The sequence below is a fragment of the Streptomyces sp. MST-110588 genome (genome assembly GCF_022695595.1).
Classification (GTDB): Bacteria; Actinomycetota; Actinomycetes; order Streptomycetales; family Streptomycetaceae; genus Streptomyces.
Genome location: NZ_CP074380.1, coordinates 3,748,589 through 3,770,401, shown reverse-complemented (window position 1 = coordinate 3,770,401; position 21,813 = coordinate 3,748,589). Strand labels below are relative to the sequence as shown.

At 72.0% G+C, this 21,813-nt stretch carries 18 protein-coding genes; 4 read left to right on the top strand and 14 right to left on the bottom strand.

The features are described 5' to 3' along the window. Window positions 1–401 precede the first annotated feature (401 nt). From KGS77_RS16545 to KGS77_RS16505, 9 genes are all read right to left on the bottom strand, one after another. Window positions 402–1,205: an HAD family hydrolase gene (locus KGS77_RS16545; RefSeq protein ID WP_242582248.1), complete on the bottom strand. Its 804-nt coding sequence runs from the start codon at window positions 1,203–1,205 to the stop codon at window positions 402–404. Further along, complete coding sequence (serS, locus tag KGS77_RS16540; protein WP_242582246.1) at window positions 1,202–2,479, bottom strand: serine--tRNA ligase; 1,278 nt, start codon at window positions 2,477–2,479, stop codon at window positions 1,202–1,204. Before serS ends, KGS77_RS16545 begins: the two co-directional genes overlap by 4 nt. Before the next feature lie 631 nt (window positions 2,480–3,110). Continuing rightward, a complete protein-coding gene (pheA, locus tag KGS77_RS16535) occupies window positions 3,111–4,037 on the bottom strand; it encodes a prephenate dehydratase (protein ID WP_242582244.1) in 927 nt (308 codons plus the stop codon). 236 nt (window positions 4,038–4,273) lie between these two features. Continuing rightward, window positions 4,274–5,653, bottom strand: a complete 1,380-nt coding sequence (gene efeB, locus KGS77_RS16530; RefSeq protein WP_242582242.1) for an iron uptake transporter deferrochelatase/peroxidase subunit — start codon at window positions 5,651–5,653, stop codon at window positions 4,274–4,276. After that, entirely contained in the window at window positions 5,653–7,809 is a 2,157-nt protein-coding gene (locus KGS77_RS16525; RefSeq protein ID WP_242582239.1) for a copper resistance protein CopC, read from the bottom strand. The genes efeB and KGS77_RS16525 overlap by 1 nt, the downstream gene beginning before the upstream one ends. Before the next feature lie 84 nt (window positions 7,810–7,893). After that, window positions 7,894–8,382: a copper chaperone PCu(A)C gene (locus KGS77_RS16520; RefSeq protein WP_242582235.1), complete on the bottom strand. Its 489-nt coding sequence runs from the start codon at window positions 8,380–8,382 to the stop codon at window positions 7,894–7,896. Next, window positions 8,379–9,038 carry an SCO family protein gene (locus KGS77_RS16515; protein WP_242582232.1) on the bottom strand — a complete coding sequence of 220 codons (660 nt, stop codon included), beginning with the start codon at window positions 9,036–9,038 and terminating at the stop codon, window positions 8,379–8,381. Before KGS77_RS16515 ends, KGS77_RS16520 begins: the two co-directional genes overlap by 4 nt. A 169-nt stretch (window positions 9,039–9,207) precedes the next feature. Continuing rightward, a complete protein-coding gene (locus KGS77_RS16510) occupies window positions 9,208–9,957 on the bottom strand; it encodes a YcnI family protein (protein WP_242582227.1) in 750 nt (249 codons plus the stop codon). Window positions 9,958–10,080: 123 nt separating this feature from the next. Beyond that, on the bottom strand, window positions 10,081–10,953 hold the full coding sequence (locus KGS77_RS16505; RefSeq protein WP_242582224.1) for a hypothetical protein: 873 nt from the start codon (window positions 10,951–10,953) through the stop codon (window positions 10,081–10,083). Between the two features lie 298 nt (window positions 10,954–11,251). On the opposite strand from KGS77_RS16505, the gene KGS77_RS16500 reads away from it, so the two are divergent. Beyond that, window positions 11,252–11,752: an ATP-binding protein gene (locus KGS77_RS16500; RefSeq protein WP_242582220.1), complete on the top strand. Its 501-nt coding sequence runs from the start codon at window positions 11,252–11,254 to the stop codon at window positions 11,750–11,752. Between the two features lie 44 nt (window positions 11,753–11,796). Here the strand turns inward: KGS77_RS16500 and KGS77_RS16495 are convergent, their stop codons facing one another. Continuing rightward, window positions 11,797–11,964 (bottom strand): hypothetical protein, encoded by a 168-nt coding sequence (locus KGS77_RS16495; RefSeq protein ID WP_242582208.1) that lies wholly within the window; start codon window positions 11,962–11,964, stop codon window positions 11,797–11,799. A gap of 285 nt (window positions 11,965–12,249) precedes the next feature. Here KGS77_RS16495 and KGS77_RS16490 point away from each other — a divergent pair, with 285 nt between their 5' ends. Continuing rightward, window positions 12,250–12,888 (top strand): TetR/AcrR family transcriptional regulator, encoded by a 639-nt coding sequence (locus KGS77_RS16490; RefSeq protein WP_242582205.1) that lies wholly within the window; start codon window positions 12,250–12,252, stop codon window positions 12,886–12,888. 146 nt (window positions 12,889–13,034) lie between these two features. Here the strand turns inward: KGS77_RS16490 and KGS77_RS16485 are convergent, their stop codons facing one another. After that, window positions 13,035–14,510 (bottom strand): aminopeptidase P family protein, encoded by a 1,476-nt coding sequence (locus KGS77_RS16485; protein WP_242587503.1) that lies wholly within the window; start codon window positions 14,508–14,510, stop codon window positions 13,035–13,037. A 246-nt stretch (window positions 14,511–14,756) separates the two neighbouring features. Continuing rightward, on the bottom strand, window positions 14,757–16,778 hold the full coding sequence (locus tag KGS77_RS16480; protein WP_242582202.1) for a SpoIIE family protein phosphatase: 2,022 nt from the start codon (window positions 16,776–16,778) through the stop codon (window positions 14,757–14,759). 648 nt (window positions 16,779–17,426) lie between these two features. On the opposite strand from KGS77_RS16480, the gene KGS77_RS16475 reads away from it, so the two are divergent. Further along, window positions 17,427–18,164 (top strand): bifunctional DNA primase/polymerase, encoded by a 738-nt coding sequence (locus KGS77_RS16475; protein WP_242582199.1) that lies wholly within the window; start codon window positions 17,427–17,429, stop codon window positions 18,162–18,164. Between the two features lie 354 nt (window positions 18,165–18,518). After that, window positions 18,519–19,259, top strand: a complete 741-nt coding sequence (locus KGS77_RS16470; protein ID WP_242582196.1) for a hypothetical protein — start codon at window positions 18,519–18,521, stop codon at window positions 19,257–19,259. A 436-nt stretch (window positions 19,260–19,695) separates the two neighbouring features. On the opposite strand, the gene KGS77_RS16465 is transcribed toward KGS77_RS16470, so the two are convergent. Continuing rightward, window positions 19,696–20,619, bottom strand: coding sequence for a DUF5926 family protein (locus tag KGS77_RS16465; RefSeq protein WP_242587502.1), 924 nt, complete (start codon window positions 20,617–20,619; stop codon window positions 19,696–19,698). A 396-nt stretch (window positions 20,620–21,015) separates the two neighbouring features. Continuing rightward, entirely contained in the window at window positions 21,016–21,714 is a 699-nt protein-coding gene (locus tag KGS77_RS16460; protein ID WP_242582193.1) for an ATP-binding protein, read from the bottom strand. Between the last annotated feature and the right edge of the window lie 99 nt (window positions 21,715–21,813).

Genomic DNA, 21,813 nt, shown 5'->3' with positions numbered 1-21,813 from the left:
TTGTCCCCTGATCCACTAGTTGGGTTGGTGGGATGCCCGTATCCAGGGCTCAGGAGCAAGGGCTGCTCACGGATGCCACTGCCTCTGCGACCGGTTGTTCTGCCGGTTACCTCAACTTCACGTGCTCTCGACGCCTCGAATCCCCAGTTGCCCTCGCGCACCCTGGACAACGAGCCGATAAACGTACAGTTACTCAACGTAATCAAACGAAAACGCGCAGATGCGCACAGGTGGCGTGTGACGGCGGCAGCGCGGCCCCCAAGCCGTAGCTGTGGATAACTTTCCTTTGAAAGAAACAGGATGTCCTTTTCAAAAAACCCCGGGTCAGCACCCGCGGCAGGCCGTCCTGTGGGCACCTGCCGGACGTAAGGCCCGACCTGGACCCTACGTATCACCACCCGCTAAGCGAACACCCGCTCCAGCACCACCGCGATGCCGTCCTCGTCGTTGGCGGTGGTGACCTCGTTGGCGACCGCCTTCAGGGACGGGTGGGCGTTGGCCATGGCTACGCCGTGGGCGGCCCAGCCGAACATGGGGATGTCGTTGGGCATGTCGCCGAAGGCGATGGTGTCCGCGGCCTTGACGCCCAGGCGGCGGGCCGCGAGGGAGAGGCCGGTGGCCTTGGAGAGGCCCAGCGGGAGCAGTTCCACGATGCCGGGGCCGGCCATGGTGACGCCCACCAGGTCCCCGGCGACCGTGCGCGCGGCCTCGGCCAGGGCGTCGTCGTCCAGGCGGGGGTGCTGGAGGTAGAGCTTGTTGATCGGGGCCGCCCACAGGTCACCGGGGTCATCGATCATGACGTGCGGCAGCGGCCCCTCCTGGATGCGGTAGCCGGGGGCGACCACGACATCGCCGTCCAGCCCGTCCCGGCTCGCCGCCAGGAGCAGCGGTCCGATCTCGGCCTCGATCTTGGCCAGCGCCAGACCGGCCAGTTGCCGGTCCAGCGTGACGGACGTCAGCAGCCGGTGTTCGCCCGCGTGGTAGACCTGTCCGCCCTGCCCGCACACCGCTATTCCCCGGTAGTCCAGGGAGTCCAGGATGTGCCGGGTCCAGGGCGCGGCACGGCCCGTGACGACGATGTGGGCCGCGCCCGCCGCGGTGGCCGCGGCGAGCGCGTCGCGGGTGCGCCGCGAGATGGTGTCGTCGGAGCGCAGCAGCGTCCCGTCCAGATCCGTCGCGACGAGCTTGTAGGGCGGTGGGGTCACTTGGCGAGGGGCTCCAGGATCTCCCGGCCGCCGAGGTAGGGGCGCAGCACCTCCGGTACGCGTACCGAACCGTCAGCCTGCTGGTGGTTCTCGAAGATCGCCACGATGGTGCGCGGCACCGCGCACAGCGTGCCGTTCAGCGTCGCCAGCGGCTGCACCTTCTTGCCGTCACGCATACGGACCGACAGCCGACGGGCCTGGAACTCGTCGCAGTTGGAGGCCGAGGTCAGCTCGCGGTACTTGCCCTGGGTCGGGATCCACGCCTCGCAGTCGAACTTGCGCGAGGCGGAGGCGCCCAGGTCGCCGGTGGCCACGTCGATCACCTGGAAGGGCAGCTCCAGGCCGGTCAGCCACTGCTTCTCCCACTCCAGCAGGCGCCGGTGCTCGGCCTCGGCGTCCTCCGGCGCGACGTACGAGAACATCTCGACCTTGTCGAACTGGTGGACGCGGAAGATGCCGCGGGTGTCCTTGCCGTACGTGCCGGCCTCGCGACGGAAGCACGGCGAGAAGCCGGCATAGCGCAGCGGCAGCTTGGCCGCGTCGATGATCTCGTCCATGTGGTACGCGGCGAGCGGGACCTCGGAGGTGCCGACCAGGTAGTAGTCGTCCTTCTCCAGGTGGTAGACGTTCTCCGCGGCCTGGCCGAGGAAGCCGGTGCCCTCCATGGCGTGCGGCCGGACCAGCGCCGGGGTCAGCATCGGTACGAAGCCGGCCTCGGTGGCCTGCGCGATGGCGGCGTTGACGAGCGCGAGCTCCAGGAGCGCGCCGATGCCGGTCAGGTAGTAGAAGCGCGAGCCGGAGACCTTGGCGGCGCGCTCGACGTCGATGGCGCCGAGCGCCTGGCCGATCTCCAGGTGGTCCTTGGGCTCGAAGCCCTCGGCCGCGAAGTCGCGCGGGGTGCCGACGGTCTCCAGGACGGTGAAGTCCTCCTCGCCGCCCACGGGCACGTCGGGGTGGACGAGGTTGCCGAGCTTGCGCAGCAGGGCCTGGGTCTCCTCGTTGGCCTCGTCCTGCTCGGCGTCGGCGGCCTTGACGGCGGCGGACAGCTCGCCGGCCTTCTTCAGCAGCTCGGCCTTCTCCTCGGCGGGCGCCTTGGGGATGAGCTTGCCGAGCGCCTTCTGCTCGGCGCGCAGCTCGTCGAAGCGGACGCTGGAGGTCCTGCGCCGCTCGTCGGCGGAGAGGAGTGCGTCGACGAGCGCGACGTCCTCTCCACGGGCGCGCTGGGAGGCGCGCACACGGTCGGGGTCCTCACGGAGCAGGCGAAGGTCAATCACCCCACCAGGCTACCGGGGCCGGGCCCGGCGATCGACGTGATATTCCCCGGGCGCGTCACCTTTTGTCCGTTTTGATATCGTTTATTCCATTCACGGGGAGGCCGGAGGGCGGTCGGAGCAAATTCGCGCGAATTCCCGGACCTGGGGCATTTGCTCCCTTTCCCGCAGAGCGGATCAAGGTGACCAGGCCCGGCCGGGCGGGGAGTTGGGGCATGACCGGGCGTGTGCCCCACCGGGTTGTCCACAGGTGCGAGAAGCCTGGGAACTCTTATCCACAGGCTGTGTGTGGAATCTGTGGAAGTCGGAAGAAGTCATTCCGTTTCTGAAAGGCTGGTCCGTGGATTCCTCGCCAAAACCTCCTCCGTACGCTCTTTCGTGTGGCATTACCTCGCCCTAAAGGATTGATCGGGCGAATTGTGCTGACGCGGAGCGGGATGCCCGCCCGTCCGCAAGCTGTGGAGAGGGGTGGGCATCACTAGAGGGATATGTCGACTCTGTCCGGGTCGGACGGTCGCCGGAGGCTCGGCCAAGTCGACTTATCCCCAGGTCGAGAACCGGGCCTGTGGATAAACCCGTGGACAAGTCTGTGGACAACTCTGTGGACAAGTCGTGGACGCCCTGGCGGGGCGGGTCAGACCCGCCCGTCGAGGCAGCGGGCCAGCCAGTCCGACGCCTCGGTGAAGGCCGCGTCCTCGGTGTCCGGCCGTACGTCCGCCGCCACCCTGTCCGCCCTCGGGTACGAACCGAGGAACCGTACGTCCCGGCAGATCCGCCTGAGCCCCTTGAGGACCTCGCCCACCCTGCGGTCGGTGACATGGCCCTCGCAGTCCACCGAGAAGCAGTAGCGGCCGATGCCCTCACCGGTCGGCCGCGACTCGATGCGCATCATGCCGACCCCGCGCGCGGTGAACTCCTGCAAGGGCTCCAGCAGGGCACCGGGCCGGTTCGTACGCAGCCACAGCACGACCGAGGTCTTGTCCGCCCCCGTGCGGGCCGCGGGCCGGGCCGGCCGCCCCACCAGCACGAAGCGGGTGGCGGCGTTCTGCGCGTCGTGGATGCCGGTGACCAGCGGCCGGAGCCCGTACGTCGCCGCCGCGAACTCCCCCGCGAACGCGCCGTCGTAGCGGCCCTCCTGGACCAGCCGCGCCCCGTCGGCGTTGGACGCGGCCGACTCCCACACGGCGTCCGGGAGCTGGGCCGCCAGCCACTTGCGCACCTGGGGCTGGGCGACCGGATGCCCGGTCACCGTCTTGACGTCCGACAGCTTCGTACCGGGCCGTACGAGCAGTGCGAAGGCGATCGGCAGCAGCACCTCGCGGTAGATCATCAGCGGTTCGCCGGCGGCCAGTTCGTCCACGGTGGTGGTCACCCCGCCCTCGACGGAGTTCTCGATCGGCACCAGCGCGGCAGCCGCCTCACCTGCGCGTACGGCGTCCAGCGCGGCCGGCACCGAGACCATCGGCACCAGCTCGCGGGTGGCCGCCTCGGGCAGCGTACGCAGCGCCGCCTCGGTGAAGGTGCCCTCGGGGCCGAGATAGGTGTAGCGGCTGTCCGACATCAGGGTGACTCCCTCGCGTGCCTGCGGGGGCTCCCCGCGATCTCCCGTGTCCCGTCACGATACCGAGGGCGCCCGCGGGCGGATGCGGGTCCCGCGTGACGGGCAGCCCCGCCGGGCCCCTGCCCCGTCACCCGCCGGACCCCGGCCCGGTTACCCGCCGGGCCCCTGCCCGGTTACCCGCCGGGCCCCTGCCCCGTGACCGGCTGGATCCCCGCCCGGTCACGTACCTCGGTACCTCAGCCCTCCAGCAGCGGCCGGCCCACGTACCCGCCCGGCTCCGCGGCGGGCGGCACCGCGAACAGACCGCTCGCCTCGTGCCGCAGGAAGGCCGACAGCGCGTCCCCGCGGTCCAGCTTGCGCTGCACCGGCGTAAAAGCCCGCGACGGGTCCGCCTGCCAGCAGATGAACAGCAGCCCGGCGTCCGGAGCACCGTCCTCGCGGAAGCCGTCGTGGAAGGAGAAGGGCCGCCGCAGCATCGTCGCGCCCTGGTTGGCGTCCGGCGCCGCGATGCGCGCGTGGGCGTCGGCGGGAATGACCAGCCCCCCGTCGGGACCGAGCTTGCCCAGGTCCATCGGCGTGGTCTCGCTCCCGCCGCTGAGCGGGGCGCCGTCGGACTTGCGACGCCCTATGACCGCCTCCTGCTTGGCCGGCGGCTGCCGCTCCCAGTCGTCCAGCAGCATGCGGATACGGCGTACGACGGCGTAGGAACCCCCGCGCATCCACTCCTGCTCCGCGTCCCGCCCCACGAAGATGTGCTCGTCGAAGTCCTCGTCCGAGGGCTTGGGATTGTTGGTGCCGTCGACCTGGCCCATCAGGTTGCGGGTCGTCATGGGGCGCGCGGTGGCGCCGGGAGTGCGGTTGAAGCCGTTCATCTGCCAGCGCGGCCGGGCGGTGCCCGCGGCGTCCTTCTGGAGGGCGCGCAGCGCGTGGAAGGCGACCAGCGCATCGTTCGCGCCGATCTGGACCCACAGGTCGCCCTCGCTCCGCTTGGGGTCCAGCGCGTCGGCGGAGAACTCCGGCAGCGGGTCGAGCTGTGCGGGGCGCCGCGCAGCCAGGCCCGTACGGTCGAAGAAGGTCCGGCCGAAACCGAAGGTGACGGTGAGGGAGGACGGGCCCGCGTCCAGCGCGATCCCCGTGTCGTGCGCGGGCGCGCGGCCCGCCATCAGCTCCTCGGCCGTCGCCGACCAGCGGCGCAGCAGGGCCGCGGCGGCCTTGCGGCCGGCTCCGGGGGCGAGGTCGAAGGCGACGAGATGGCCGCACGCCTGGAGCGGGGTGGTGATGCCCGCCTGGTGCCGGGCCCGCTCCTCGCGGAAGGGGACGGAGGTCGAGCCGATGGTGGTCAGCGCGGTGGGGGCGTCCTCCCGGGCGGCGGTGGCACCGATGACGCCGCCGGTGGCGCCCACGACGAGTCCGGCCGCGCCCGCGGCACCGACGGTGCCCAGCAGCCGGCGGCGGGAGAGTTCGACGGGGGCGCGGGAGGCGCGGCCGGGGGAGGCCGACGGGCCGTGGTCCACGGAGGAGGCGCGGTCGGTGGAAGGAGAGGGAGCGTCGGAGGAAGTGGGGGTGTCGGAAGGAGTGGGAGCGTCGGAAGGAGTCGAAGCGTCGGAGGCGGTCATCAGTTGATCTTCACGTTCCTGGTCTCGGTCACCTGGTCGATGTCGGAGGTACGCACGGTGACCGCGAGCCGCCACTGCCCCGGCACCGGGAGCCGGACGCCGCGCGCGCTCCAGTGGCCCTCGCTGACGTGGTCGGCCGTCACCGGCAGCGGCCCGAGCCCCTTGGCCTTGAGGGTGAAGGAGACCTTCACCTCGGGGATGTCCATGGTCTTGCCGTCCGGGTCGGCGACGCGCAGGTGCAGGTCGTTGGCGCTGCCGCTGCGCGCGGGGTCGAGGTCGACGCGGACGGTGCCCTTGCCGCGGGTGCCGCCGGTGTCGAACGGCACGTTCAGGACCAGCGGCTGATTGGCGTCGGCGGACTGTGCGGCCCCGCCCGCGGCCCGTACGGCTTCTTCCGTACGGGCGGGCTCGGTGGAGGTCAGCACGGTGGTGACGGCCAGCAGGACGACGGCGACCGACGCCTCCGCCAGTACGGAACGGCGCAGCCCGCAGCGCTCGGGGTCGGCGTCGCGGACGCGCTTGTCGCGGGCGGCGGCAGCGGCGGCGCGCTGGCGGGCTAGCTGGGCGGCGCGGGCCGGGTCGGGGGGGACGGTGACCAGCTCACGGTCCGGTCCCGAGCCGCCGTCCTGCGTACGGCCGCTTGCGGTGCCGTCTGCCGTACGGCCGTCTCTTGCGCTCCCGCTCCCTGACTTCAGGTCGTCGGCGCTGGACTCCAGGACCGTGCTGGACTCCAGGACCGCGGCGGCCTCCGCCTCGGCGGCCGGGCCCTCGCCGAGCCGCGCCGTCCAGCGCCGCGACACCCAGGCGATGCCCACGAGGACGAGTACCAGGCCGATCTTGACGAGCAGCAGCCGGCCGTAGGAGGTGCCGCCCAGCGCCGACCAGGTACCGACCTGGCGCCAGGACTGGTAGATCCCGGTGACCACCAGGACCAGTACGGAGCCGAACGCCAGCCGCGAGAAGCGCTGGACACCGGAACGTTCGACGGCCGGGCCACGGTAGAGCGAGACGAGGAGGGCGACCAGGCCGCCGAGCCAGGTGGCGACGGCCAGCAGGTGCAGGACGTCGACGGGCATGGCGATGCCGGGCTGCACACCGGTGGAGGCGTGCTCGGCCATCGCCCAGGTCGCGGCGAGGCCGGTGGCGAGGATCGCTCCGCCGATGCCGAGACCGAAAGAGAGGTCCTTGCGGCGCTTGTCGTCCTCGGCGTCCGCGGTGGCCCCGGTGTCCGCGGCGTCCGCACTGTCGTCGGTATCCGTGGCGTCCGCACTGTCGTCGGTATCCGTGGCGCCGCCTCCGGGTGCGGCGCCGGCGCCGGCTTCCTGCGCGCGGGCGTACGCGCCGAAGAGCACCGCGACGAACAGTGCCGCGGCGGCGAGCAGCAGCAGCCGCGAGACCAGGGCCGCGCCCGGCTTGGTCGTCAGCACGTCCCGCAGCCCGCCGAGGTCGAAGACGTCGGCGAGGTCGCCCGATCCGGTGTACGGCGCGCGCAGCAGCAGCATCGCGATCGTGGCGGCGGTCAGTACGGCCCAGCCCCGTACGACCAGGCGCTGTACGGACCGTACGCGGGCCGCGGCCGGACGGCAGAGCAGAACGAACGCCGCGCCGCCCACCAGCACGACGAACCCGGCGTAGGCGAGGTATCGGGCGATGCCGTACAGGGCGCCCACCACGCCGCCGCCGGCCTCCTGCTGGGGCAGTGGCGCGCTGGTCCTGGAGGGCGCACCGACGGAGAAGGTGAAGGCGCCGGCGACCGGGTGGCTGTCGGCGGAGACGGCCTGCCAGGCCACGGTGTACGTGCCGTCGGGCAGGCCGGGGGGCAGCCCGGCACCGTACTTGACGGTGCCGCCGCTGCACAGGTTGCGCAGATGGCCGCGGTCCACGCGCTTGCCCCGCGGATCCAGGACGCGGATCGAGTCGTCCCCCATCAGGACGCCCTCGGAGAAGGTGAGGGCGACCTGCTCGGGGACGCGGTCCACCACCGATCCCTGCGCGGGAGTGCTGCCGGTCAGCGCGGCGTGGGCCGAGGCGGGGGCGGCGCCGGCCAGTAGCGCGCCGAGCACGGCCGCGACGAGCAGCAGTGGCCGCAGCACCGGCCGCAACCCGATGGCGGCGCGGCCGGTGACCCCGGGAGCGCGGAGGGCGGTGGTGGACATGGCGGGTGTCCCCTCACTTCTTCTTCGGCTCGGACTGCAACTGCATGAACTGCTGGGACTGCATGGACTGCTCGGACTGCTGGGCTATTTCTTCTTCGGTACGAAGGTGCTCGCCTCGACCGGTACGTCGACCTTGACCGGCCCGGACTTCTCGAAGTGCAGCTCGACGGTGACCTTGTCGCCCTTGACCGGCTTCCTCTTCAGCCCCATGAACATCAGGTGATTGCCGCCGCGGGCCAGCTCCAGTTGGCCGTCGGCCGGTACGTCCAGCGCGTCGACCTGCTGCATCTTCGTGCCGACGGTCTCGTGGATCGTGATGTCCTTGGAGATGTCGCTGGTGACGGAGGTCAGCTTGTCGGCGGTGCCGCCGGAGTTCCGTACGGTCATGAAGGCACCGGCCATCTCCTGCGTGACCGGCTGGGGCATGTATGCGCCGGAGACCTTCAGTTGCGGCGCGCCCCCCTTGGAGTCCTTGGCGTCCTTGACGCCGTCGGCGTCCTGGGACCCGCAGCCGGCGAGGGCGAGAGCGGCGGTCAGGGCGAGGGCGGCGGCGAGGGTGGTGCGGCGGTTCACGGGTTCTGTCCCTTGACGATCTTCGGCAGTGCGGCGGTGTAGTTGTCGGGCGTGGCTTCCTGCATGCCCATCCAGTGGATCTTGTCGTCCTTGGGGGAGCTGAGCAGGACCTGGGCGCCGTGGGTGGAGACGACGTCGCCGTTCTTCTTCTTGACGGGCTTCTCGATGCCGATCCGTACGCGGCTCGCGCCGGTCTGGATGGTGTCGAAGTCACCGGTCAGCCCGATGAACTTCTTGTTGATGCCGGCCAGCCACTTCTTCAGCGCGGCCGGGGTGTCGCGCTCGGGGTCGGAGGTGACGAAGACGACGCGCAGATCGTCCTGTTCGGCCTTGGGGAGCTGCTTCATGGCCACTTCGATGTTGTTCATCGTCAGCGGGCAGACGTCCGGGCAGTGGGTGTAGCCGAAGTAGATCAGGGTCGGGTGGCCCTTGGTCCGCTCGATCAGGTCGTACTTCTTGCCGTCGGTGTCCGTCAGGACGAGGTCCGGCTTCTCCATGGGGGAGTCGAGCGTGACGATCGGCTTGGACCGGATGCCTCCGGACACGTCGGCGACGGCCTTGTTGCTGTCGTCGTCGCTGCCGCAGGAGGTCAGGGTGAGGGCCGTGGCGGCCACGAGGGCGGCCACGAGCGCGTTTCTGCTACGCGTTACAGGCATGACATTCGTCCGTTTTCAGGAAGGTGAGGGGGCGGGACCGGCGCACCGGGTGCCGGCTCGGCCGCGTACGGCCGGCTCCGGCGCCGGTGGGCACCCCACGCGCATACGCCGCCGAGCCGGCGGGCACGTCTGCCGACCGTACGCGGCCGGTCCCGACGCCCGTACGGATTCAGGCGCTGCGGCGCCGGCCGGCGAGCACGCCGAAGGCGACCCCGACGATGCCGACGAGGATGCCGATGGCGCCCAGCACCCGCGCGGTGGTGTCGCTGTTGTCCGAGGAGCCGGTCCCGGACGCGTTCTGGGTGGAGGCACTCTTGGCACCGGCCGCGCCCGCCGCACCGGCTCCGTGGCCGTCACCGCTCGCGGCGACGAGCTTGAGCACCGGCGCCGGGTGCTCCGGCTCCTCGGCGCCCTCCTTGGCCGGCTCGATCCAGCGCACGACGTCCTTGTTGTCGTACGTCTGGAGGGCCTTGAAGACGAGCTGGTCGACGTCCTCGGGAAGCTTGCCGACCGACAGCGGGAACTGCTGGAACTCGCCCGGCCCGATCTTGCCGCCGTCCGCCGTCCAAGTGATCTTGGAGGGCGCCTCGTCGATCTTCTTGCCGTGCATCTCGATCGGCTTGGCGAGCTTGGTCTTGGTGACCTCGGCCTTCCAGCCGGGCACCGGCTGCGGCATGACGGACGCCAGCGGGTGGTCGGCGGGCAGGGTGACCTCCAGCTTCACGGTCGAGGCGGCGTCCTGCTCGTTGGGCACCTTGAAGTTGATCGTCGCGTAACCGCCCTTCTCGGCCTGTCCGGGCTGCACGCTGACGTGCGCGAACGCGGGGGCGGCGAGCAGCAGCACACTGCCGGCGGCGACGCCGCCGATCAGCGGCAGCCGGCGGACGAGACGGCGGGACGGTGCGGTGGTCCGGGACATGAGGAAACGCTCCACAGGAAGGAGGGAAGGGATGGGTGGCGGGCGTGCGGCGGCGGCACGCGAGCCGGCCCGGCGGTCCGGCCGGGGCCCCGTCCTGTGGGGATGGGTGTGCTGCGCGTGTCGTCAGGCCGCGAGGGCCGGGGCGGGCGGGCCCCGCCTGATGACACTGTGGGCGAGCGCGAGTTCCTTCGGGCCGGCTTTGTCATGTCCGTACGAACGAAGGGGGCGCGCAGTACCGTCGAAGGCTCCGCGCAGGCCCGCGAGCAGCGCGCGGACGAGCGTCAGCGCCCAGCGCAACGCGCCGACCAGGCACTCCGCCGCGGCCATGGCCTCGCGCGCGGCGGGCGCGGAGAGCCGTACCAGGCGCCACAGCGCCGCCTCACCACGGCGCAGCAGCCAGCCGGCCGCGAGCGCGGCGAGCAGATGGGCGATCAGCATCGGTACGGAGGGGAGCAGCCCGTGGACCGCCGGGGGACCCGCGTACCCGCCGTCCGCCATGGGGAGCATGGCCCCGGCCGTTGTGCCCGAATCCGCGAGCGCCGCCGGATACCCGGCGGCGGCCGGGCCGATCGCGGCGGTGTGCAGGATGTGGCGGGCCTCGGCACCGCCGAGCTGCCCGGCGCCCAGGCCGCACGTGATGTGCTGGGCGAGGACGATCGCCGAGCGGTCGCTGAGGACCGTACCCGTGGACGCCGGACCGGACATGGACAGGGCCGTGGAGTGCTGCCCCAGCGCGAACAGGGCGTGCAGGGCGAGCTGCCCGGCGGCCAGCGCCGCGGCGATCCCCGGCAGCGACCGTTCCCGTCCGGCCAACGGTGCGGCGACCGCGAAGACCACCGCGCAGCCCGTACCCAGCGTCCACAGCGGGACGGCGGCACAGGAGCCGGCCATGTGCCCGGCCGCGGACAGCGCGACGCAGACCGCGGTGAAGACCGCGGCCCGAAGCAGCCGCAGATCGGCGGCGGCACGCGGGGCGGGGGCGGACGGTGCAGACATGGCCGCGCCATCATCCCACTGCGCTTACGGGACGCCATCGGCAGGGCCGTCGTCCGGCCACTCGTCATGGTGCCCGCGTACGGGCCCGTGCGAGCCGGTGCGGGCCGACGCGGACCCGTGGAGGTTCGCGGGACCCGTGGAGATTTGCGGGAATCCTCTCCCCTACACCTCCCCTACACCGGTCGGCATGATCCATACATCCGCCGAATGAGCGGAGTCACGTCAACGGCACGCTTACGGACCTCCGGGCCCGGCAATACGTATCGGTATGTCGAGCCGTGACCTGGAGGCTACAGCGATGAGCATCTGGTGGTCCCTCCATCTGCGGCGCGAGGCCGCGAGCGTGCCGCTCGCCCGACGGCTCCTCCTGGGAACGATGGAGACGGCCGGGGTCGACCCCGACATCTCCCACGACCTGTCCGTAGCCCTCTCCGAAGCGTGCGCCAACGCCGTCGAACACGGCGGTGACGGCACCACGGAGGACTACCGGGTCACCGCCTTCATCAACGGGGACACCTGCCGCATCGAAGTGACCGATTCCGGCCCCGGCTTCACGGAACGGCCGCCCCGCACCAGGAGGAACCGCCGGGCCAAACAGCCCGCCCATCCGACACCGCCTCAGCAGATGGCAGCAGCCCCCGCCCCGGCCCAGGCCGAGCACGGACGGGGGCTCTTTCTTATTGAGGCCCTCACCGACCACGTCCGCTACCGCAACCGCTCGGGGCGGCACGGCGCGGTGGTGAGTTTCGACAAGATCCTCAAATGGAGGGAGGGGGCGACGCTTCCCATGGCGTCCTGACAGTCTTGATGTAAGTACCAGGATCGTGACCTGCTGACACTGATTCAGGTAAACATGATCTTGGCGCGTGCCGACTTGGCATGCTTATGGCCGATGATATTTATCCGGAAAACATCGAATCGGGGGAAATCGTCGGCTATTTCCAGCCACAGTTCGCTGGACTTCAGCCGGTCTGTCCGCCCTGTCGTGGTGATCGCACAGCTCTTTTCCATCAGTAGATCTGGCCGTCACGGGGTCGTTCGGCGACGATGATCTGCCGATCGAGGGGATTCCTCGGTGGTTCTCGGAGGCGGAGTGGCTTCATGACGCCTGCGGACCGGCCTGCGGGCCAGGGGCAACTGCGAGGGCTGGCCAGCGCGGTCCCGCGGCGACGGTGGACCTCCCCCGCGGTGTCCCCGGCGGCGCGGGACCGGCATGACCAGCTAACGCGAAGTTGCTCGCGTTAATGTGTTCCGGACAATACTTGGCGGGAACCCGCACTGCAATACGGAGCGGCCATGAACACTGCGCAGCCCACCCCGGGTGCGACCCGGCCGGGCGGACGGACGGCCCGTACCCGGGCGGCCGTCCTGGCCGCGGTCTTCGACGAACTGGGTGAGGGCGGGTACGCCGCGCTGAGCATGGAGCGGATCGCTCAGAGGTCGGGGATCCACCTCGCGACGCTCTACCGGCGGTGGCGTTCGGTGGAGCGGCTGCTGTGTGATCTGCTGGCGGACATGAGCGAGCGGGTGCCGCTGCCCGACAACGGCTCGCTGCTCGCGGACCTGCGCGCGCTGGCCGCCACCATCGCCCGCTTCTACGCGGAGCCGCGCCACCACGGCCTGATCGAGGCGGTGGTGTCCGCCGCGGCGCGGGAGCCGCAGGCGTCGAACGCGCTGCGGGAGTTCTTCGACGACCGGCTGCGGCTGGCCGGGCGGATGGTGGTGCGCGCGGTCGAACGGGGGGAGGTGCCCGCCGGTACGGATCCGGGCGACGTCATGGCCGCGCTGGGGGCGCCGTTCTACTACCGCATGCTCATCGCCCGCCGTCCCGTCGACGCGGAGCTGATCGAGTCCGCGGCGAGCGCGGCGTACGTCTCGGCGCGGGCGGGTGTGTTCGTACGGGGGACGACGACTGGAAATGACGAGTGGAAATGACGAGTGGAAATGACGAGTGGGAATGACGAGTGGGAATGACGAGTGGGAATGACGAGTGACGGCCGGGGAGGCCCCAGAGGGGGCACCGGCCGTCACCTGTGCCTGACGGGCCGCGGATCAGCGGCCCGCCGCATCACAGCAGAGGGTCAGGACTGCTCGCCCTTCAGGGCGGCCATCCACGCCTCGACCTCCTCGGCACGGCGCGGCAGCGCGGCCGAGAGGTTCCGGTTGCCGTCCTCGGTGACCAGGATGTCGTCCTCGATCCGTACGCCGATGCCGCGGTACTCCTCCGGCACGGTCAGGTCGTCGGCCTGGAAGTACAGGCCGGGCTCGACGGTCAGGACCATGCCCGGCTCCAGTGTGCCGTTGACGTACGTCTCCGTACGGGCCACGGCGCAGTCGTGGACGTCCAGGCCGAGCATGTGGCCGGTGCCGTGCAGGGTCCAGCGGCGCTGGAGGCCCAGCTCCAGGACGCGCTCGACCGGGCCCTCGACCAGGCCCCACTCGACGAGCTTCTCGGCGAGGACGCGCTGCGAGGCGTCGTGGAAGTCGCGGAACTTCGCGCCCGGCTTGACGGCCGCGATGCCCGCCTCCTGGGCCTCGTACACCGCGTCGTAGATCTTGCGCTGGAGGTCGGTGTAGGTGCCGTCGATGGGCAGGGTACGGGTCACGTCCGCGGTGTAGAGGGTGGTGGTCTCCACGCCCGCGTCCAGCAGGAGCAGGTCGCCGGGGCGGACCGGTCCGTTGTTGCGGACCCAGTGCAGCGTGGTGGCGTGCGGACCGGCGGCGCAGATGGAGCCGTAGCCGACGGCGTTGCCCTCGACGCGGGCCCGCAGGAAGAACGTTCCCTCTATGTAGCGCTCGCTGGTCGCCTCGGCCTTGTCCAGGACCTTCACGACGTCCTCGAAGCCGCGGACGGTTGAGTCGACGGCCTTCTGGAGCTCGCCGATCTCGAAGTCGTCCTTGACCAGCCGCGCCTCGGAGAGGTAGACGCGCAGCTCCTCGTCGCGCTCGGCGGTGACCTTGTCGGTCAGCGCGGCCTCGATGCCGGCGTCGTGGCCGCGTACGACCCGGACCGGGCCGGTGGCCTCGCGCAGCGCCTCGGCCAGCTCGCGTACGTCCTTGCACGGAACGCCGAGCAGCGCTTCGGATTCGCTGAGGCTGTGGCGGCGGCCGACCCACAGCTCGCCCATGCCGTCGAGCCAGAACTCGCCGTTCTCGCGGTTGGAGCGGGGCAGGCGGTAGAGCGTCGCGTCGTGGCCCTCGGCGCCGTCGGCCCGCGGCTCCAGGACGAGCACGCTGTCCTCGGTCTGGTCGCCGGTGAGGTAGACGTACTCCGTCGCGGCACGGAAGTCGTACTCGGTGTCGTTCGAACGGGTCTTGAGGTTGCCCGCCGGGATCACCAGCCGCTCGCCCGGGAAGCGCCGGGACAGCGCCTCGCGCCGCCGGGCGGCGTTCGGGGCCTGCTCGACGGGCTTGAGGTCGCGCAGCTCGGTGTCGGCCCAGCCGCTCTTCATGTTCTCCGCGAGCTCGTCCGAGACGCCCGGGTAAAGGCCGTTCTTGCGCTGCTTGATCGGCTGCTCTTCGCTGTCCGGGGTCTCCGGCGTGAGCTCGTCGGTCACCATGCCTCCTTTTAGGACTGAATCGCCCTCCATCGTATGTGCGAATGAAGGGCGGTCCAGGGGCAGGAAGCCATGAACTTTTGCGGCTTTCGGTCCTGTCGCGCCACCGGGGACGGGGCGGTGGCGGTGTGCGTCGGTGTGTGCGCGAAGAGTGCACGAGGAGGGCACCAGGAGTGGGCGAGGAGTGCGTGAGGAGTGCGCGAGGAGTGCGTGAGGGGTGCTGCCTGGGGTCGGCCGCTGTTCGGCCTATTCGAAATGGGCGGCGAGCAGGACGACGTCCTCCTGCGACCGCGGGTCCTCCAGGCCCTGCGGCAGCAGCGCGCGGACCATGTGATCCACGATCGCTTCGGGGTCGCGGCGTACGGCCTTGGGGACGCCGGCCGCCGCCGTGTGCAGCCGGGCGAAGGCGCGGTCCATGGGGTCGCCGGTGCGGTGCAGCAGCCCGTCGCTGTAGAGGAGCAGCGTCTCGCCCCGTACCGGTTCGATGGTCACGCTCGGTGCCTCCCAGCACGCGAGCATGCCCAGCGGCGCGGACAGCGAGGTCTCCACGAACTCCGCGCGGTGGTCACCGATGAGGAGCGGGGGGCAGTGGCCCGCTCCGGCCAGCACGATCCTGCGGGCGACCGGCCCGCCGGGAGCACCGGGAACGCCGGGGGAGCCCGGGCTGCCGGGTACGGGACCACCGGGGCCGGGGTAACCGTACGGGTCGGGCGGGCCGCCGACCGGGCCGCGGACGGACAGCGGGGACGGCCCGGTCACCGGGGGGCCACCGGACGGGGACGGTCCCGGTCCGAGCGGTCCGGGAGGCCCGGGAGGCCCGGGGGTTCCGGCCGGCCCATACGGTCCGCCCGGTCCGGCTCCGGGTCCGTCCGTCGCGCCCGGGCCGGGGAGAGGCCCGGTATGGGGACCGGGAAGCGACCCGGGAAGAGGCCCGGGAACCGCCGGCGGGGCTTCGGCGAAGGCGAACAGCGCGGTGGCGCTGCGGGCCGGTTCGGTCAGCCGCAGCAGCAGCTCCAGGTCGGAGAGGACCGCCACCGGATCCTCGCCCTCCATGACCGCGTAGGCGCGCAGGGACGCCCTGAGGCGGCCCATCGCGGCCACCGCGCTCGGCCCCGAGCCGGTGACGGACCCGATGGCCAGGCCCAGCGCGCCGTCGGGCAGCGGCAGCGCGTCGTACCAGTCGCCGCCGCCCAGCGGCCCGGAGCTGTGCCGTACCGCGAGCCGTACGCCCGGGATCCGCGGCAGCCGGCTGGGCAGCAGCTCCTCGCGGAGTGTGGCGACGGTCCGCTCCTGGCGGCGCAGTTCCAGCAGGCGGGCCAGGTGCTCGGTGGCGTACGCGAGGTAGAGGCCGATGAGGTGGCGCTGCCGCGCGGTGGGGCGGGCCGGTTCGTCGTAGAGCCAGACCGCGGCGCCGATCCCTCCCATGGGGGCGGCGGCGAGCGGTACGGCGTAACTGGCGGCGTAGCCGAGGCGGGCGGCGACCTCGCGCAGGCGCGGGTCCAGGCCGGGGGCGCCGGGGATGTCGGGCTCGGTGACGTCGGAGGTGCCGGTGGCGGGGCCGGTGGCGGGGCCCGCGCCGGGGGCGTCGGTGTCCGCCGGGGAGACAGAACCCGGCGTACTGCCACCCGCCCCCATATCGGCACCGGCACTGGCACTGGCATCGGCACCGATTCCGGCACCCGTACCAGTGCCGGTGCCGTGCGCCCCAGAGGCCCGGGACCCGCCCCCGTACCCCTCGGCACTCTCCCGTTCCGGAAGGCCGTCGAGGATGCGCCCATAGGACAGCGCGCGGCGCGGGACGGTCTCGATGTCACCGATGTCGGCCCGGCCGAGCCCGAGGCCGAGGGTGGTGTCCGGTCCCAGGCCGTCGGCCGGTTCGAGGATGACCAGGCCGCGGCGCGCGCCGACCAGGGACGCTCCGGCGCGCAGCAGTTCCTGGAGGGCGTCGTCCAGGGCCCGCGTACGCGCCAGTTGTCCGGTCAGGTCGTGCAGGGTGGTGAGGTCGGAGATCCAGCCGGCGAGTCGGTCCTGGACGGCGGCGAGCCGGACGGCGGGCGAGACGTCCGCGGAGGCGGCGCCGGGTCCGGCCCCGGCATCTGAGCCGGCGTCGGGCCCGGGCCCGGGGCCGGTGGCCGTACCGGCGGCGGTAGCAGAAGCAGAAGTGGCCGGGGAGGCGGCCGGGGGAGCCGAAGAAGGCTCGGCAGTGTGCGCGGGGCCGGGAAGTGTGGGTTCGATTCCGGCCACTTTCGGCAGGTGGGGGGTGCTCATGGCCGACGGCTTACGTCGCGCCGGGTGTCTTCCGAGGTCAGGACGGTGAACGGGATGGATTTCGACGTTGCGGGGAGGGCTGTCGCACAGTGTGTCCGACCGCTCGATTTTCTCAATAGCATCGCAAACCCCCATGTCGTGTTGCTCCGCTATCAATCCCTCCACATGTACACGCCCCGGTGATGGGATGTCCAGCATTGTCCTGTTGGGGCTTGTGGTGTCTGTGGGATGGAAAGTTTGGCCGGAAAATGTCCCACCGGGCGTCAATTCGAGGTCGACTGACGGCGATCGACAGCGCGTCACGGCCGATGTGGCGGGTAGGAGTCGAAAAGGGCGGGGACAGTTGAACCCGCACCGGAACTCTCCGACCGGCACGGGCGTCTTACACGGCGACGACCGCGCCGCACCCCCAAGTGGCGGGATGCACTACGGGACAGCAAGCGCCCTGCGCGCGCCACCCCCCGCCACGTTCCACGCTCGGTGTACGGCGTGATGCGCTGCTCTGTACGCGCAGTGAATGAGATCCATGTGGTGGGGCGGCCGGCAACCGCCGAGAACCTCCACAAAGCGGGACGAACCAGCATGTAGTGCGTAGTGCTCAGTGCGATGGACATAGCCCTCGGCGTTAACGGAAAGGAACGAGCGCTCATGCGCGAGATCCTCGGAAGGCGACGCAAGCTCCTGTTCCGGCGCGGCGGAAGGCCGGCACTGCTCGGTGCGGCGCTCCACTGCGCCACCGAGTGGCAGTGGCCCGTACTCCCGGGCGTAGGACTCCAGGCAGCCGTACGGCCGCCCGGCGGTCGTACGGCGGGCGGCCGTACGACGAGCGGGTGGCCCGGCCGGGCCGAGCGCGCCGCCCGGCCGTGCAGTTGCCCCGACCCGGACTGCCCGGTACCCGGCGCGCACCCCTTCGACCCCGGCCTGTTCGCGGCCACGACCGACGCCCGTATGGTGCGCTGGTGGTGGACCAACCGGCCCGACGCGCCCGTCGTGCTGGCCACCGGCGGCCGGGCGCCGTGCGCCGTGAGCCTGCCGGCGGTGGCCGGGGCGCGGGCCCTGGCGGCCCTGGACCACTTCGGCGTACGTCTGGGTCCGGTCGTCGCCACGCCCACCCGCTGGTCGCTGCTCGTCTCGCCGTACTGCCTGGAGGAGTTGGGCGAGCTGCTGCACTCGCACGCGTGGGTGCCCAGCTCGCTGCGGTTCCACGGCGAGGGCGGCTATGTGGTGCTGCCGCCCTCGCAGATCGGCGCGGGGAAGGTGCGCTGGGAGCGCCCGCCCGCCGCCGGGACCGGCGCGCCCTGGCTGCCGCAGGTGGCGACCATCGTGGACGCGCTGGTGGCGGCCAGCACCAGCGCCCCGGACGGCGGCAGCCGGCTGGCGTACTGACGCGGGGGCGGGGGTGCCGGGACCCGGCATGTGGCCCGGCACGGGGCCGGACGCGGACGTGCGGAGGCGCTCGCTCCATACCCGACCGTCCTGCTGAATGAAGCGACGCGCTCGCGATTCACTCGTACGGGTATGAGGCGTCCGGTGTTCCAGGGGAATCGGGTGCGTGAGCCTCCGATGCGCCCCCCTGTGACCGCTATGTTCGGCGCATCGACAAGCCGTCGGCCGCTGCGCCCGGCCGGTACCCAAGTCGCCTCGCCGGACCGTTGGGCCGTCGGCGGTCGAACCGTCGGTCATCCGCCGACGGCCGGTCAACAGCAGGTGGGTCCCATGGAGCGCGCGCCGAATCTCCGCATGATCGCACTCGCGAGCACGGTGGCGCTCGCCATCGCGCTGCCCCTGGCCGCCGCGACAGCGGGGCCCGCCGAGTCCGGGCGCGCCGAGCCGGCCAAGGCCGTGCCCGGGCCCTCGGAGCGGTCCGGCGCGCGTGACGCGCCCTCGTCCGGGCGGTCCCGCACGCCGTACGGCGCCGGTGAGCCGCTCGCGTCGGCGGCGGGCGGGAGCGCGGACGCCGGGCCTTTCGGCCGTACGCGAAAGGCCGACGGTGAGCTGCTGGCGGGCCTGGGCCTGAGCCCGGGGGGTACGGCGGTCCGGCACACGGCGCGGTGCGGGCCCGAACTGGCCTCTCCCGCGGGCGTCGAGGCGCAGACCTGTGTCGTGGCCGCGGACGGCCGCACATGGGCGCGTACGTACTACCGCAACACCTCGGGAGCACCGCTGCGTGCCGAACTGACGCTGATGCGGCCGGACGGCGGGACCGTACAGGCGCACTGCGAGGTGCCCGCCGGGGACGAGCCGGGGACGTGCGAGACACCGGCTGAGCGGACCGTACAGGGCCTGGACGGGGGCCGGGGCGGGAACGGTGAGGCGGCGGGCTCCGAGGCTGGCAGCGGGCTGCTGGAGGGCCGTGCGGGGGAGGAAGGGGCCTACGGCGCGTACAGCGCGGTGGCGGAGGTGTCCGACGTGGACGGGGAGCGGCTGTTGCTGCGGGCGGGCAGCAACTCCACCCTGCCCGCCAGAGGTTCGGACCAATGACGACCCGTTCGGAGCAACGCCGGGCCGGTGCACGGCCGGTGCGCGGGACGGCGATCGGCCGGTTCCCGGGTCGGAGTCCGGTCCCACGGGGACGGTGCGGACGCGTTCCGCAGGCCGCAGGAGGCACTTCCACAGCCGTGCGTACGGGGACCGGCCGGCGGGGCGAGGAGCCGGTACGGAAGGCGGCCGAGGCGGGCCGCAGGCGGCCGGACCAGGCGCGGAACGCGCAACGTCCGGGCGGGCCCGGGGCGGCGGCACCGGGACATGGAAGCGCCCGGTCGCTGGCGACGGGGGATGCACCAGCGACCGGGCTCCTAGAACGGTAACAAGAGATCGGCCGTTCGCAAATTCGATCGTGGAATTCCGGACGCGCATTTCCCGGTGTACACGGGGAGTTGTGACAGGAGTCACGTCCCTCGCGCCACTGTCGTCACTGTCAGCTCAGCGTTACCTGACGGTTGGTGAGACCACTGCGGGCCCGGCGCTCCTCCGGGGTCAGCGGGGCGTCCGAGGCCAGCGCCCCGGCGAGCCGCTCGCCGAACGCCGCGGCCGGCCCGGCCGCCTCCTCCGCGCCCATCTGCGAGGGCAGGTCCCAGACCGGTACGACCAGTCCGTGCGCGCGGAAGGACCCGACCAGGCGGGTGCCCTCGCCGAGCGCGGACGTCCCGGCGGCGTGCAGCCGCGCGAGCGCGTCCAGCAGCTTCTCCTCCGGGTGGGACATGACCCAGCGCAGGTGGTTCTTCCCGGGGGCCTCGCACCAGTAGGCGCCTTCGAGCCCGGCGAGCCGCGCGGTCGGGATGGCCGCGGCGTTCGCCCGCTCCAGGGAGGCCGCCACCTCGCCCGACGCGTTGTCCGCGTCCTCCACCCAGAACTCGAAGCCGGTGTGGACGACCGGCTCGAACGGCGCGTCCAGGTCCAGCAGGTCCTGCAGGCGCGGCCCGTCGGCACCCGCGCGGGCGGCGGCGACCGGCGTACCGGGCTCGGCGGTCAGCGCGCGCTGGAGGGTGTCCGCCAGGTCGCGGCTGATGTCACCCGAAGCGGTGTCGTTCTGCAGTCCGAGGAGGACGGCGCCGTTGTCACGGCGCAGCGCGGGCCAGGCCATGGGCAGGACGGTCGCCAGCGTCACCGAGGGCACGCCCTGCGGCAGCCCGCCCTTGAGCGTCAGCTCGACCGTCGCGGCGGGCACCAGTTCACGCAGCGCCACCCAGTCGCACTCGCCCGGCAGCCCCTCGAAGGGGCGGCGCACCAGCTCGGTCGCGGCCTGCGCCGCCGACCTGCCGTGACATGCCTTGTAGCGGCGGCCCGAGCCACAGGGGCAGGGCTCGCGCGCACCGACGACGGGCACCTCCCCGTTGGTGATCCGGGAGTTGTGCGAGCTTGCTGCCTTGGTCTGGGGCGGTGCTTCTTGGCCATGGCGAGGGTGTCTCCTGGTCGGTCCTGGCAGGCGGACGCGTACGGGCACGCGTCGGCGCGAGCCTAGCCCGATCGCCTCGCCGGGCAGCGCGCCGCCACCGTACGGGCGGCCGGGCGCCGTGGCCGTACGGGCGGCAGTGCGCCGACCGGTCGTGCCACAGGGGCCCGCGCGGCCTCTGCGCGGGCCCCTGTGAAGCCCTTACGTGAACCCTGTGCAGGGCCCTTACGGAGCCCCCGCACGAGCCTCCATGCGGAGCCTCGGCAGCTCCTCACACAGAGCCACAGAGCCCCTCATGCGGCCTCTCATACAGAGCCCCTCATTCAGAACCCCTCCTACAGCCCCTCACGCGGGCTCTTCCAGGTCCGCCAGGGCCAGTTCGGCCGCCAGCGCGGGAGAGAGCCCTCCCGGCAGGCCGTTCGGCAGGGGTCTGGGCACCCCGTTCGGCAATCTGGTCGGGCGTGCCGTTTCCCCGCCGAGGGGAGCCGGCGCCAGGTCCACGCGGGCAGCGAACGCGTCGTGCACCGACAGGACGGCCCAGACCGTCACTTCTCCCTCACTGTCATGCACTCCCCAGTCCTTGGCCAAGGACCGGATGATCGCAAGACCCCGGCCGCCGCGCGCGGTGACCGAAGGAGTGGCCGGAAGTGGTCGGGTGGGACCCCCTCCGTCGGTGACCGAAACGGTCAATTGCCCCTGTCCGTCGATACGCCACGAAGCCCGTACGGAATCGGGTACGGGCTCCGCCGCCGCATCGCGCGCGGCGCCCGGCCCGGAATCCCGTGCGGGGCCGCATATGGAGTCCGGTACGGGGGCCCGTACGGAATCCGGTGCGCCGTTCGCGTATATCGGACGCGCGTGCCGATACGAATTGCTCAGCAATTCCGAAAGAATAAGGACCGCGTCATCGACGACGCCGCCCTGAATGCCACTTGCCAGCAGATCGTCGCGCAGACGACGTCTGGCCGAGCCCACGCCCGCTGGACCATGGGGAACGGCCATGATCGACGACGCCGGCACCTTCTGTGCCACCACCAACGCCACCCCCGAGACCTCCTTTGCCCCACGCCACCGGATGAATGCCCCATTGGACTGGACCGGAAACCGGCCAATCCTTGCGTGCCGACGCACTCGCGCCGAGCC